The following is a 14,806-nucleotide window of genomic DNA, read 5'->3' as shown; positions in this document are numbered from 1 at the left end:
AACAATGATAACGACTATAAAGGCGATATATGCAAAAAGTAACACAATTATGTAAACGAAAATCAGCGTCGTTTACTCCGCTCGCAGTGTTCTGTGCTGCTATTTTCTCACAGCCAAGTTTTGCAGGGAGTTGGCAGCAAAATGTCAGCATTGGCGGTTTTAATAATGTTCATATTTACACTCCTGATACGCAATCAAGCATAGGCAATGGCCATTCTTTGATGCTGGTATTACATGGCTGCGTACAACCCATTAATAACTACTTAACTGCGAATCTTGAAGATGCAGCCGAAGCCCATGGCATGGTAATAGCCGTTCCTGATGCTATGAATAAAGCAGGCTATAGCTGCTGGTCATATTGGCAAGGAGCAATCAATAGAAGCTCTGGCGATTATAAGAATTTGATTAATTTAGCCAATGCATTAAGTGGTGATGCAGCGCGTAATATTGATCCCAAACAAGTTTATATTGCAGGTTTATCATCTGGGGCTGCAATGGCTGCACAAACGGCTTGTGTAGCGCCTGATGTATTTGCCGGGGTTGCACCCAGCGCCGGGCCGACCATTGGCACAAGTTCAAGTGGGGCAATTTCGACCTGTGAAACAGTGCCTGAAAACACCTTTGTATCCCGCTGTGAAAGCTATGCTGGCAGTTATAAAGATCATTTTGCCACACAAATAGCGGTGATTGGTCACGGTACTGCCGATACTACAGTCAATACCTGTTATAACCAGCAAAACGCAGATGGCTTTGCTGCCCTTTATGCGGTTAATCAACTTTCAGGTACGACAACAATAAGTGATGATGCAACGCGTACCGCTGAGCAGTCACTTTGGCAAGACAATCGGGTTGCTATGCTGTGGTTTAATAATTTGGATCATTCGTGGTCGGGCGGGCAAGGTGCGTCTGGCGATTATGTGGCGGCAAACAGTATTAATTTTGCAACCTATCTCGGTGAGTACTTTGCGGCTAATAATAAACGAGTTGATCGTAATGCAGGCCCTGAAATTAGTAATTTAACTGCCACAGACAGTAATAATCAGCTCACCATTACAGGCAGTGCAGTCGACCCAGAAGGCGGTGTAACGAATGTTGATATTAACGTGTATAGCCTAGCCGGTGGCGCGGCAAGCTTAATTGAGTCACTGAACGTGCAAGTCGATGCGAATAATACTTTTAGCGGGGTGACAAGTGCACTCAGCGATGGACTTTATGAAGTGCGTGTCAGTGCCACAGATAATGAAGCGAAACAAGGTGATGAAGCTAATCTTACGGTACGCGTTGGACCAGAGCCTGCGGCAGCAGCACCGCTACTGAGTGACACTGCGGCTAGTGTAAACGGGCAGTGCGCTACGGTAACCGGCACGGTGATTGATGATAATCAAAATTTAAGCACTGTCGTGGTCAGTTTTAGCAATGGTGATGTGACAGCTACAGTGAATGGCCTTGAGTATTTTGCTGAGCAATGCAATTTGGCTGGTGGCAATAATAGCGCAGTGATCACCGCAACTGATGATACTGCGCTGACATCAACAGATAGCATTAGTTTTGTTATCGATGCTGGCGTGACAGGCGATTACAATCTTCATATCAACGAAGACCATATTAGCTGGGGCGAAGGTTACTCTGCCTGTTATTTAGCGTTTGGAACTGCCCCATTTACTATGCGTGAATATTCAGCGGGCACAAATCAATGTCAGTGGATTGCTGATGATGACTCAAGTTGTGCAGGGCCATTACAGGCATGCAAAACCACCACAGAACCGACTAATGACGCAGACAACGACGGTGTGCTCGACGGCGCAGATAATTGCCCGAATGTGGCGAATGCTGATCAAGCCGATAACGATAATGACGGGGTTGGTAATGTGTGTGACAGCACTCCTGATGGTGAAACGAGTGACTCCGACAGCGATGGTGTCAGTGATAGCCTAGATAACTGCCCGCTGGTGGCCAATAGTGATCAGCTAGATAGTGATGCAGATGGTGTGGGTGATGCGTGTGACTCAACACCGAATGGTGATTACCAATGCACTGAAACCACATCAAGCAACTATGCACATGTGCAAGCAAACCGCGCAACCACGAATGGCTCTTACGCCTATGCGGTGGGCTCAGGTGATAACCTTGGTCTTTATAACACCTTTTATACCAGTACCTTAGCGCAAACTAGTGCTGGGTATTATGAATTAGGTAATTGCCCTAATTAATAGATGCGTGTCGCCCATTCGGGCGACACTTTTTTCTAAACAGCGTTTAGAACTTATAAGTCAGAGTTAGGCTACCGTTTGTTGGCGCGCCATAATAACCTACAGTTTGTAAGCTATTGATGTATTGCTCATCAGTAATATTATTAACGTTTGCCTGTACTGCAACTTGGTCATTAATATTCCAACGCGCGAAGGCGTTTAGCAGGGCGTAACTACCTTGCTTAACATTGTAATCAGTGCTTTCGATTTTAGATTGCCAACGGCCATTTAAACCCACAACCATTGCATCTGTTAATTCATAATCCACTGTTACACCAACAACATCTCGAGGTGCCCATTTATTGGTGTCGGCACCATTTTCATCTGTTACATCAATATGCGTATAAGATGCGACGATATTCATAGCGTCGGTGATTTTACCAGTGACTTCAAATTCATAACCTTCTGACTCAATAGACACGCCTTCATAGTAATAAATACCATCTTCAGTGAGGCCCGCATATTGCGCAAAGTTATCTTGCTCTGCAGTAAAATAAGCAAATGTTGTCATTAAGGCATCATCAAACCAAGAAGCCTTAACACCAGTTTCAAAGTTAGTGCCTTTGGTAGGTGCTAAATATTGGCCGTTGTAATCAGCTTGCTCTTGCGGCTGATAAATATCTGAGTAACTAGCATATAAGTTTAAATCATCGTTTAACTTATAGGTAAAACCGACATATGGGCTTGTCTCGCTCTCATCATTATCGATAGATGCACCGGCATTCATGCCTGAGCGTTCAAACTCAATAGCGTTAAAACCAACCACGGTAAATAATTTATCAGTAATATTTAACTGAGCAGAGCCAAAGTAACGAGTTAGCTTTTGTTCAATATCTGAATACAGAACCGGCGTTAACCATTCAGGTTCAGGGATCGCATCTAAATCGTACGGAAACGCAGGCGTTGGTCCATAAGCGGGTGTATTATCAAAATCAAACGGGTGTTGATACATCACATCATCACTTTTAGCATGGCTTACCCCAAAGCTTGCTTGGTGCTCTTTACCAAACAACTCAAAGGCACCAAATGCTTTGATTTCAAATAAATCAGCATCTACTTCACTGTCGTAACGACCCGGCCAACCACTTAGGCCAAGATTGGTGTCTTTATCAATGCTGCCACTGGCATAAAATAGTTTGTCTTGCTCTTCAAAACCACGGAAGTTGTAGCTCGCTTGAAGCTGCCATGCGTTTGCAAAAACATAGTTGTATTCAATAAATGCAGAGGTGTTAATGGTGTCCCACATTGTCCACTCTTGGGTGGTTGTGTCGCTGACATCCCATTTAGCTTGCGTGCCATCTGTGTAGTTATAAACAAGGCCGCCCCAAGTATTGCCATCGGTATCTGCGTCTTGATATGAATAACCGATAGTAACCGTTGAGTTATCTGTAAGCTGACCATCTACCACCGCAGAGAAAAACTCGCGATTGTTCTCAAGGCCATCTAGATATGATTCTTTATCTTCAGCGGCAGCCACAAAACGAGCAGCCCAACTACCTGATTCAGTTAATAATAGTGAGTAGTCAGCTTGTAAACGTTTAAAATCCCATGATCCAACAGAGACACCGATTTCGCCGCCGTTTTCGTTTTTAGGGCGTTTGCGTACATAGTTAAGCGTGCCCGATGCATTACCTACACCAGTAAGTAAGCCGTTGGCACCACGAATAACTTCAATTTTTTCGTAGCCGTATGCTTCCATTGCACCGGTAACAATGCCCCAATCATTCGGTAAGCCAACCCCATCGATTTGTGTATTCTTAATTTCAAAACCACGTGATGTGTAGTTGGTACGGTTAGTTTCCCATTCTTCAACATTGATACCTGGCGCTAAACGTAAAGCATCATTAATGTTAAAAGCAGAATAATTTTTTAATTGCTCAGCAGAGATCACACTGATTGATTGCGGCGTTTCATCAATTTCTAGTGCTAAACCTGTCGCGCCTTCACTAATACGGTTTTGTCGAATACCAAGAATTTCGATTTTTTCGAGGTTAGCTTCTACGTCAATTGTTTGTTCTGCAAAACTGATTTGAGGGTAAAGTGCACAAAGAATAGCGGTTGCAACAGGCAACTGAGTGAATTTCATTTTTATCTCCGCGTGTTATTAGCAAATTTTTATAGGATTATTGTTTTTAATAAGGAAACAATCGGCGGGTAAGTTATCACAACTGATAATAGTTATCATCACCATTCGCCGCAAAAGTGATGTGTTAATACAAATAAATGTAACAAATTATGTCGGAGAGTTTTGTCTGTATGAAAAGGCAAGTTTATACCAATTCGCTTAATTAAGTGGTCTATTTTGAGGCAATAAAACCTCGTTGGTAACAAGGCAAAAATTTCGTTATTTAGTTGTGCTCGGCAATTGCTCCTGCATTGCTCTACCTTCTGCATCCATGCAGTCGTAAATCAGAAATTTTTAACGCAGGTAGCGACAGGTTTAATCCCTCAAAATGATTAAGTATTATTGCGGAATGGTATTACTAATAGGATATGAAAAAGGCGCCCTAAGGCGCCTAGATTTAGGAGTATTTATTTTCTGCGGATACTAAAGTTATCTGGACCTCTACTTGTAATAGATTGAGCAAGGCTCACTTCCTCGATATCCATTACTTGTACTCGCTCTTTAGTGTGAACTACCTCAGCATCTAAAGATTGCTCTTCGTGTATCAGGTAGAAATGATCGCCAATTTGGCCCCCGTTATGATCTATATCAGCTTGGTGTAAGCTGTATTGCTTATTACCTGCACGAGTTTCTAGAGTACCCGTTGTACCTGAGCCAGGAAGTATCGCAAAGTAAGCAACACGTTCATTACGGTGGCCTTCATTTAGAGTATCTTGCTCATAAAATGCGGCACTAAAACCTGCATTATTTAAGCCTGCAACGCGCGTATAAACTGTATGAGGGCCATTAAAAGTTTGTGTTTGCAAGAATATATGTGGTTTTGCTGTAAATGCTTCGCTAAATTCTACCGCTTTATAAGCTTTAGTATCGTTTAAAATAAAGCTGCCAATTTCAACGATAGTGCCATCGCTCATTGTGTAGCGACCTTCGTCCATTGTTAAGAAGTCAAACGACTCAATATTAGGGTGACCTTGGCCGTCTTGCAGATATTGCCACTCTTGAAAAGATACAGAATATCCCGTTGGTGATACGTCAGTTAAACGGTTTGTACCACCGTGTTTACCATTAAATGTTGGCGCAGAGGTAAATACAGCTGGTGCGGTAAATTCTTGATCACCAAAGTCATAACTTTTCCAGTTGCTATCTAGCTGTTTAATCACTGCTTCTGAATAGTAAGGGATTAGTTCACTCGGTAACGAGCAGCTAGGCTCTACATCACATGCTACAGCATTTTGCGTATTGGTCGTTAAGTCGTTAATGCGAACTGGTAGTGTTGCTACAAGGCAGGTTTCGCCTGAGTACGGATCTAAACGGTATAGCTTAGATTCGTTTTTATCGCCATGGTCATTGATGACAGAGCGGCTGATCACAAGGTCGCCATTGTTATTAACTGTCGCACCACCTACCGCGATTAGCTCATGTTTTGAAAGCTCGGTAGCCGCAAAGCTTGTGCGGTCAATACTGTAAACTGAGGTTGTGGTTATTAGCAAAAGCTCGCCATTTTTAACGACTAAATCAGCGCGGCTTAAGCCATCAATGTCGCTAAAATCTGCAAGAACAGTTGCTTCGCCAGTGTTTTTATCAATGCTATAAAGCTTGGTAAAACTTACTGCAAGTAGTGAATCAGAGCTTGCATCATATGTCATACCAATTACAGATTTAGTTGTACCAACCACAACATGTTCACCTGTAGCATGATCTAAATAGGCCAAGCGACTATATTTGAATTTATCGGCACGAATTGGTAGGTGAGAATACTGCTCATCACTAACATCAAGGTGACTTACATCAACTTTGTACTCTAACGGAATAGGTGATGAAGCATAATAAGTACGGTTTGTTGAGGCATCATAAGCAATCGCAGCAGAACTAAACTGGGCGATTGAATGTGCCGTAGCCGATTTGTTTTGCTCGTCTAGGCTAAATACAACACCGGTTTCACCACGGCCTGAGTTCATTGCAAAAATTTCGCCCTGACAGCTTGCTGCCACAGCATTTGATGCAGCGAGTGTACTTGCAACTGCAAGGCTTGAAAGTAACAAGTTAGTTTTTATCGACATAAGTAAATCCCACTATTAGGTTTGTTGCGACACAAAGAGATAAGACCACTTTGTATTAATAGTGAGCATTATAGTGAGAACCCTCACTTTACGAATGCCGATAAAAGCTGTTTTTAAGTCTGAAACTTAATCTTTAAGTACTAAAAAATGCATATTTAATGTTAAATTAGCTGTTTTTCTGACTTTTCTGATCCTCAGAATTACTCGACATTGAGCTGCCAACCGAAGCGGTAATCACTAATAAAATAGCTAGCCATTGCCACACGCTTAAAAATTCACCTAGGATTATAAAGCCAGCCAGTGCTGCAATCGCGGGCTCTAAACTCATCATAATGCTAAAGCCTTGCGCTGGCATATTACGTAGTGCCACCATTTCTAAGGTATAGGGCAGTGCACTCGACATGACTGCCACTAAAATACCGAGCGGTAATACTTCCCAACTCAATAGTGCAACTCCTTGAGAAGCTGCGCCGTAAGGCACAAGTACAATCGCGGCGACGCTCATACCCATGGCAACGGTCATTCCGCCTGAGCCTTGGTTTCCGGTCTTTTTGCCAAACAATATATAAAACGCCCAACAGGCACCCGCCGCCAGGGCTAAAATAACACCTACAGGGTCAAGGCTGTCTTCGCCTTTCATATCGGGTAATAATAAAATAATGCCAGCAATGGCGCAGGCTACCCAAAATAGATCGCGTTTTTTACGTGACGAAAGCAAAGCAACCGCAAGGGGGCCAGTAAACTCTAGCGCAACACCTATCCCTAAAGGAATACGTTCAATCGCGTAATAAAACAGAATATTCATGCCACCTAAACTCAAGCCATAAACGATGATCGGCATACGTTGCCCAATAGGTGGAAATGCGCGCCAAGGTTTAAACACAAGGCACAAAATAGCTGCTGAAAAACCTAAGCGCAGTGCTGTGGTGCCTTCAGGGCCAATTAAAGGGAATAATTGCTTTGCAACAGAGGCTCCAGATTGAATGGTAACCATTGCGAGAAGCACGCAAATAACAGCAATAAAAAACGGGGGAATGGTGCGCTGCATCACTGTCCTTATGAAAGTTAATAGCTCAAGTTTGCGGCGATTCTACTGATGTTTTGTAGGAGAAGAAATGTTTTTCGTTAAACGGACACAGATTTTCGATAAAGCAAAATTATGGGTATCAAATTGCTTTGATACCCATACTCAGAATGCTTAAGCTCGACTTGCTTGTTCAAAGGTCGGCATGATGGTTTGCGTGGTCTGTTTTTGTTGCTGGCGTTTGGCCATTTTAAAGAAAATAGCAGCAAATATAGCAGCGACAATATCAACCATATAGCTTGTGTAAAAAAGCGAATTAACGTCACTTGAGGCAAGTTTTAAAAGTGTAGATAACACCATCAACGCACACAGGCTCGCTAGCATGTAAAAGCCAGCAGTGGTTGCCTTTTGTACAGGCTTTAAGAAGCTATATATTACAAAAGCAAAGAAAGCTGCGTAATAACTGTATAGGGTGGCGTAGTTTGTGTTGCTCACAAGAGTAGGTAGCCATTTGGCAGCAACGAGTGTGAAAGCAACGGCTATCATAGACCCTAAACAAACACCAATAGTGAGCCTAGCCATAAACAAGGTACTGCGTTTATTGGGATCTTTTTTAAAGCGTTTATCTATCCATAATAAGTTACCTGAATAGAATAAGAAGGCGCCTAGTAACCCCATAATAAAGTAGCCCCAACGACCCCAATCTCCACCATAGGTGCCAAAATGGAGTGAGAAAATACTGGCAACCATGTTACCCCACACCGCATCTTCGCCTTGCGGGTAGCTTGAGTTAACCACTTCTAGCGTGTATGGGTTCATAAATAAGTAATCGGTATCCGGGCCACGTACTACCGCATTATTGTTACTCATCATAAACACCGCAGAAGGTGATGACGAATTTAAATTACTATAGCGAATGTGGATAGGCTCATAGCCGGGAGCATAGTTTTTCGCTGCGAGTACTTGCTCATTAATACGTGGTAAGTTTTCAATATGAAAACTTTGCGCGGCAGGTGCAGGGCGCTGAAACAATGGCTTACCATCATAAAATTGCGCTAAACCACCATAAATAAAATCATGAAACGCAAACACCACCACAGTAAATGCAATGACTAAGTGAAATGGTAAACTGGCGATACCAATAAGGTTATGGCTATCTAGCCAAAATCGACTAGGTCCTTTTTCTTTTCGCAGTGCAAAAAAGGTTTTAACTAATGTCGGCAGTAAAATAATTACCCCTGAGACCAAAGCTAAAAAGTACAAAACACAGGCAATACCAAGAATATAAACACCAGATTGGTCATGGCCAATTTCGCCTATAAAGCCTGCTGTACGGTGTAAATAATCAACTAAATCGGCAAGTTCGTTTTCGGTTTGTGCGCTGACGTTTAATGTGCCATCAGCATTTAGGTGTGCGAAGTTAAGTTTTTTATCAAGCTCCATGCCTCGGGCATTGCCTTTGATATACCACGAAAGAGGTGCACCTTGGGTATGTAAATCAAGGTTAAAGCCTTTGGCAAGTTGCTCGCCTCGCTCATTAATCGCAGTATCTACCAGCGTTTGGTAGTCATAATTAGAGCTGGTGATTTTAGGAGCTTGTATAGGTGCTGCCCATTGCTGGATTTCATGCTTGAACATGGTCAAACTGCCCGCATAAAAACCAATAAACAGCACTAAACCTGCAATGATGCCTGTCCATGTGTGTACACCTTGATAGGTGCGAAGAATATCCGATCTTACTTTCATGAGGCACTCCTTAGCATAAAAAACACGCCATAAAGCAGCAAAGTTAAGCTGCCAAGGATAAGCCACGCTTGTTTTGCTGAGTTGAATAAATAACTAAAACTAAAAATGGTTAGCCAAACAGGCGTGATCATCCACATGTTAAATTGCACTTTATCGCGAGCATCAATGCCTCCTGGGCCATACCAAGCAAAAAAAGCAACGAAAATAAATGAGAGTGCCAGCCCTAAGAATGTACCTGCTAGGGTTTTTCCTAACCAAGTCGGCTGGCGTTTAGATGAGCTTGTCATGAATTATCCTTTTCTTTGCAGCAGGCTAATAAAAGGGATCAGCATCAACATTAGCATGATGCTAAAGATGATGAAGAACACGGTTGCCGTGGTTGAAAACTGTTGAAGGGCAAGTATTAGTGCGCAAACGGTTAACGTAATTGAAAGTAATCTCCATTGTTTTTTAATTGGTTTTTTTAAGAATCGCTGCTGCTTTCTGGTGCAGTAGAAAATACTGACAGCGAAAACGACAAGCAGGGTAACGGTAAAAATGAGCATAAGATTATAGTTGTAGTTGATGTTAAATGTCATTGTAAATGATAACTAAACTCAATTGCAATATCATTAAGCTTGTGTTAATTTCCTAGCGCTTTTTTATCAAACTTAATTTGTTTAATTCTAATAATCTCTTACGGGGAAAGGACATTGGCTACTGCATTTAAACTTAATTCACTCACCAAAGTTATGCTTACATCATTACTTGTTACGCAAGGCTCAGCATGGGCTGACGACCAAAGCAGTCGAAAATCCATGGATACCATTGTTGTTACAGGTGAAAAAACAGAGAAGTCACTTAAAGAGACCATGTCGTCAGTGGCGGTTGTTGATAAGTCGCTTTTAGAAAACGGCCAACTTGCGTCGATATCTGAAGCACTATCAGAAATGGCGAACGTTGTAGTTTTAACAGGCTCGGTGCCAGATATGCGAGGCGTATCTGGTAATGGTGGTGCAACAGGTTTTAACTCATTTAGTGGTGGCTCAAAGGCTCGTGTTTCAACCTTGATTGATGGTGTTAGCCAACCGTTTGTAGCCGATTTAACCGGTGATACGGGTCTGTGGGATGTAGAACAAATTGAAGTTTACCGAGGGCCGCAATCAACCAGTAATGGTCGTAACAGTATTGCGGGGGCTGTCTACATGACAACAAAAGCACCTACTCAAGAATTTGAAGGAGCAGTACGTGTCGGTTATCGTAACCAAGATAGCTACCTAGATACTGCCGCAGTGGTATCAGGGGCGTTAGTTGAAGATGTATTAGCATTTCGTTTATCAACTCAGTATGTTGATGGCGAAACGTTTTCGAATCCACCGGTATACGAAACAAATCCAACTGATCGTGAATTAAACAAGCTAAATACCAGCAGCACACGCGCTAAATTACTTTACACACCAAATGAAGATCTTGCTGTACAGCTAACTTATTCAACTTACAGTGAAGAAGGTAATTCGGGTCGTAAATACTTTTTAGCGGATGAGCCATTTGATTATGAGCCGCTATATCAACGTATTATGGATACTGAATCTGAAACCACGCAAGTAAATGTTGATTACAAGATTAACGATGATTTATCGTTAGATGTTTTAGTTGCTTACATGGATTACAAATGGGGCTTTGAAGCATACGAGCCACTTGAAAGCGCAGAATCTGACGTATCAATGGATGAGAGTAATATCACTGTAGATTCTAAACTTAACTTTGGTTTAAGCAATGATTTTTACTCAGGCTTCATTGGTCTTGCTTACTTTGATCGTGACCAAGACTTTGAAAGTGTGGGAGCAACAAACTATTACGGCGACGATAGCAGTAAATCGACCGCAGTCTATGGTGAAACAAGCTTTAACCTAAGCCGCGAATTAACATTAACAGCGGGTCTGCGTATTGAGCGTGAAGAACAATTACGTAATTTCAATATGGCATTTCGTGGTGATATGCTCGTTGAGCAACTTGATAATTCACACACACTTCGTTTACCAAAGCTCGCGATTCAATATGATATTAGTGACGAAACGACATTATTTGCTAGTGCACGTCGTGGCTACAACGCGGGTGGTGGCGCACTCGATTTTACTGCTGAAGATTACTACTACTACGACGAAGAAACCGTTAATACCTATGAAATTGGTTCGCGCAGCGTTTTAAATAATGGTGACATGAATATCAGTGCTAATGTGTTTTACAATAACTTCAACGGTTATCAAGCGCTTAGCTCAGCACGTAAAATCACTAATATTGAAGATGCTCATAGCTATGGTTTAGAAGTTGAAGCTTACAGCATGTTGGGCGATCAGTGGCAGTTACATGGCGGTTTCGGTTTATTGAAAACTAAAATTGATGAATCATCAGCCTTTCCTGATGCCGTTGGCAATGATTTAAACTCTGCACCGGAGTTAACGGCGAGTTTAGGTCTGTCGCATTGGTTTACCGATAGTCTAAAAGTGAATTTAAGTGCCAATTATGTTGATGAGTTTTATGGCGACTTAACAAACACAGAAGAGCGTGTTGCGGGTGATTACACCATTACGCGTTTATCGATGACTTATGATACTGAACAATGGTTGATAAGTGCCTTCATCAACAACGCCTTAGATGAAGAAGCATATACCTCACAAGAACCTGTCAGTGGTCGTTACCCACAAGGCTATGTGGCAGTGGTTAACCCGCAAACTATCGGTGCATCTGTTACTTACCGATTTTAAACTAATCGCTAGTCGCTGAGCTTGATCAGCGACTAGCTTAATTTAAAGCGATTAATTTGCCCGTTTAAGTTATTCGCCAAGTTAGCCAGCTTACTCGATGAGTCCGAAATGCTTTGCGTTTGTTGCTGCGACTTTCGACTGGTGTCTTGTACTTCGTTTAAACGCTGGGCGATTTCTTCTGTTACTTGAGATTGCTGCTCAGATGCAGAAGCTATGGTCATATTGGCATCAGAAATGGCTTTTGCTTGTACGCTAATTTCATCGAGCATATGGCCCACTTTTTCTGAGTTTATCACCGCTTCTTTAATTTGATTATCGCTAGAGCGTATCCTCTGCGTCACAGCATTGGTTGCAGATTGTAATGAGTCAATTTTATCTTGGATCTCAAGAGTAGAGCTTTGTGTGCGACTAGCCAAAGTTCTTACCTCATCAGCAACAACGGCAAAACCTCGGCCTTGTTCACCTGCTCTCGCAGCTTCGATTGCGGCATTGAGTGCCAATAAATTAGTTTGTTCGGCTATATTACTGATAACACTTAAAATAACCGTGACTTCATTCACAGAGGACTCGAGTTGGTTAAGGTCTGTTAGTGATTTGGTGAGTGTATCGGCCACTGATTCAACAGAGCTAACTCCTTGTTGTACAACCTGCAGACCTTCTTGGGTTTTCTGATTAGCTGCGGTAGCACTGCTTGCCGCTTCTGCACAGTTTTGAGAGACTTCTTTAACGGCCGTTGAGTTTTCATAGACTGAGCTTGAGATCACCTCAATCGCTTGGCTTTGAATATCATTGAGCGTTTTAGCTTGCTGTGAAATTTCATCTAGGCTTTTTGCTGCCACTTGCGCTTGCTCTGATTGATCATGTATCTCTTTAAGAAGCTGAGATAGCTTATCAACCATAATATTAAAGCTGCTCGCAAGCTGGCCTATTTCGTCATCGGCTTTGTGGTCAATATAGCGAGATAGATCCCCTTCAGAGATACGCTTAGCTTCAGCAATCAAGGCATGGGTTGCTTTAATTACCTTTTTCTCTAATTGCCAGTAACACACTATTAAGGTAGCAATAATAGTCAGGACTAAAACTGTGCTAATTAAACTCAAGGTAACCACACGGTCGTGATTTCCTTTGACTTCAGCCGCACTTTTTTTCTCAATAGAGCTTAAAAACGCTTGCACAGGTTGCTGAATTTTCTCAACTTCTGCCATGTAAGCATCGTTGGTTAAAAGCTCGATAGCTTGCACCCACCTTTTATGCTCGCTAGGGGTTAAGTTATTGGTATCTCGGCCAAGCAAATCACTGACCAAGCTAAATGCTTTTTCTTCTGTTTCAACTAATTTAAGTGATAAGTCGTTAGATTTTTGCAAGAGGGCTAAATCATCAGCGGCTACATTAAACGCTCTTAAACGTTGTTCATAGCTTTTCTTTTCGCCATTTAGCCAAGCTGCTTTGCCTTGAATTTGATCAACAAGTTGATGGTATTCAGCTTCATAGCGAGGATCTAAGGTTACAACATGTTGACGAGCAAGTTCTGTAAGGTGAATCGAATTTGAAGATGAAAACTTAGCAAGATGACTCAGTTCATAACGCTGTTGGGCCGACTCTATACTTTCGTCTTGGCCTGATTGCAAAAATAGAATAATGAGGAGTAGGCCTGCTGCAAGGGCAATGGTTGCTGTGAAAACAGCTCTGAGTAAAAAGCGAATAGTCAAAATATTACCCTTCTCATTGAAAGTAAATATTATTAACCATAGTACAAAAATCTAATTTCAATAAAAATTACGAGTAAGTTAATTAGAGGTCATCATTTAAGCTTGTAATAAAGAGGCTTAAAATGACAAGGGCAGTGTCAACTGCCCTTGAATATTAAATTTATTGGTCGGCGGGGTACACAACGCCAAGTTGGCTTCGCGCTTCATCAAGCACCGCCATAACTTGTTTTGACAGCGTATGAGTATTAACTGAAGACTCAATTTGTCCGGCATTCGCTGCTTGAATAAAGTGGCTTACTTCATGGCGCATAAAGTGTTCATCAAATGGCTCAGAGAGTTCTTCAACCGTGCCATCGTTACCTATGTATTGCATACGCTTTAATAAAGAGACTGCTTCTATACGAATACGGCCTTTTTCACCTTGTATCTCAGTAAAATTATCGCCTTGCGAGATTTTCGAATAGCTGATCACCGCTTGCTTATCAGCGTAATTTAATAATACATCGCCAGCTCCATCAACGCCGGTCTCTAGTAACACGCCGCTTGCTTTTACACTCTGAGGCGCGCCCCATAATGCGAGTAAAATATACAGCGGATAGATACCTAAATCGACTAATGCACCGTTAGCAAATTCTGGCAAGAAAGTATTTGGCCGCTCGCCATTTTTATATTTATCGTAACGTGATGAGTACTGACTATATTGACCAATATATTTGCGGGGTGTGCCAATTTTTTCGATGGCATTTTTTAAGCGTGCGAAGTTTGGTAAATGGGTGGTCATCATCGCTTCCATGTATAAGCGTTGATGTGTTTTTGCCGCCTGAATGATAGCCTCTAGTTCTTTACTGTTAGCAGCCGAAGGCTTTTCACCTAAAACATGTTTACCGGCTTTTAAACACATTACAGCGTAGTCTTTGTGTAAGCTATTTGGCGCAGCAATGTAGACAGCATCGACTAATGGGTCTTCGCATACTTGCTCAATATTGGTAAACACCTTAGCGTTTTGAACGTCGTGCTTTGCAAGGAAAGCCTCGCCTGTTTGCTGCTCTCGAGAGCACACACCATATAAGGAGAATTGTTCAATTTGTTTAGCTGCACTCAGTAGTGTATCGCTTATAAAATTGGTACCTACAATCACAAAGTTCATGG

Annotated in this window: 9 protein-coding genes; 2 read left to right on the top strand and 7 right to left on the bottom strand. The window is 42.1% G+C overall.

The genetic code is table 11. The features are described 5' to 3' along the window. Nucleotides 1-29: 29 nt before the first annotated feature. Entirely contained in the window at nucleotides 30-2,210 is a 2,181-nt protein-coding gene (locus EXT43_RS18860) for a PHB depolymerase family esterase (RefSeq protein WP_130167674.1), read from the top strand. A 46-nt stretch (nucleotides 2,211-2,256) separates the two neighbouring features. On the opposite strand, the gene EXT43_RS18855 is transcribed toward EXT43_RS18860, so the two are convergent. The 5 genes from EXT43_RS18855 to EXT43_RS18830 all read right to left on the bottom strand — a co-directional run bounded on the left by EXT43_RS18855 (nucleotide 2,257) and on the right by EXT43_RS18830 (nucleotide 9,491). Then, a complete protein-coding gene (locus EXT43_RS18855) occupies nucleotides 2,257-4,335 on the bottom strand; it encodes a TonB-dependent siderophore receptor (RefSeq protein WP_130167673.1) in 2,079 nt (692 codons plus the stop codon). A gap of 446 nt (nucleotides 4,336-4,781) precedes the next feature. Beyond that, the gene (locus EXT43_RS18845) at nucleotides 4,782-6,434 is read right to left on the bottom strand and encodes a hypothetical protein (protein WP_130167671.1); all 1,653 of its coding nucleotides are present in this window, start codon (nucleotides 6,432-6,434) and stop codon (nucleotides 4,782-4,784) included. Nucleotides 6,435-6,600: 166 nt separating this feature from the next. Beyond that, on the bottom strand, nucleotides 6,601-7,482 hold the full coding sequence (locus tag EXT43_RS18840) for a DMT family transporter (protein WP_062565771.1): 882 nt from the start codon (nucleotides 7,480-7,482) through the stop codon (nucleotides 6,601-6,603). Nucleotides 7,483-7,632: 150 nt separating this feature from the next. Beyond that, nucleotides 7,633-9,204, bottom strand: coding sequence for a PepSY-associated TM helix domain-containing protein (locus EXT43_RS18835; RefSeq protein WP_130167670.1), 1,572 nt, complete (start codon nucleotides 9,202-9,204; stop codon nucleotides 7,633-7,635). Beyond that, nucleotides 9,201-9,491: a hypothetical protein gene (locus EXT43_RS18830; protein ID WP_062565769.1), complete on the bottom strand. Its 291-nt coding sequence runs from the start codon at nucleotides 9,489-9,491 to the stop codon at nucleotides 9,201-9,203. The genes EXT43_RS18835 and EXT43_RS18830 overlap by 4 nt, the downstream gene beginning before the upstream one ends. Before the next feature lie 444 nt (nucleotides 9,492-9,935). Here EXT43_RS18830 and EXT43_RS18825 point away from each other — a divergent pair, with 444 nt between their 5' ends. Then, nucleotides 9,936-11,948, top strand: coding sequence for a TonB-dependent receptor (locus EXT43_RS18825; protein ID WP_062565939.1), 2,013 nt, complete (start codon nucleotides 9,936-9,938; stop codon nucleotides 11,946-11,948). 32 nt (nucleotides 11,949-11,980) lie between these two features. Here the strand turns inward: EXT43_RS18825 and EXT43_RS18820 are convergent, their stop codons facing one another. Together EXT43_RS18820 and EXT43_RS18815 are read right to left on the bottom strand one after the other, a co-directional pair. Beyond that, nucleotides 11,981-13,657, bottom strand: a complete 1,677-nt coding sequence (locus EXT43_RS18820) for a methyl-accepting chemotaxis protein (protein WP_130167668.1) — start codon at nucleotides 13,655-13,657, stop codon at nucleotides 11,981-11,983. 160 nt (nucleotides 13,658-13,817) lie between these two features. After that, on the bottom strand, nucleotides 13,818-14,804 hold the full coding sequence (locus EXT43_RS18815) for a Gfo/Idh/MocA family oxidoreductase (protein WP_130167667.1): 987 nt from the start codon (nucleotides 14,802-14,804) through the stop codon (nucleotides 13,818-13,820). Between the last annotated feature and the right edge of the window lie 2 nt (nucleotides 14,805-14,806).

Source organism: Pseudoalteromonas sp. CO109Y (assembly GCF_004208935.1).
Classification (GTDB): domain Bacteria; phylum Pseudomonadota; class Gammaproteobacteria; order Enterobacterales; family Alteromonadaceae; genus Pseudoalteromonas; species Pseudoalteromonas shioyasakiensis.
The sequence above is the reverse complement of the archived record's forward strand: the minus strand, read 5'-3'. Positions and strand labels throughout refer to the sequence as shown.